The 301-nt window shown below is 37.9% G+C and carries 1 pseudogene; it reads left to right on the plus strand.

From position 1 onward, the window contains the following. Nucleotide 1: 1 nt before the first annotated feature. Nucleotides 2-301: pseudogene (locus ACR9ZK_RS21795) on the plus strand (peptidase M13); the annotation flags it as partial.

A 301-nucleotide genomic window follows, 5' to 3' on the forward strand; every position in this document is an offset into this window, starting at 1 on the left:
GATCAGATTTGATTTCTATTCTAAATATCTTCAGGGACAAAAAGAACAACGTCCGATGAACAAGAGAGGCCTTTCTCTCGTGAACGGAGTTCTTGGTGAAGCTTTCGGTAAGCTGTATGTAGAAAAATATTTCACTCCCGAAGCCAAAGCGCAGATGGAAACATATATTGATTATATCTTAAAATCATTTAAGCAGCACATCAATGATATGGATTGGATGTCTCCTGCAACGAAAGTAAAAGCTCAGGAAAAATTATCCAAATTCACGGTGAAAATTGCTTGTCCGGACAAATGGAAAGAC

Source organism: Monashia sp. HAY1-5C (genome assembly GCF_056755255.1).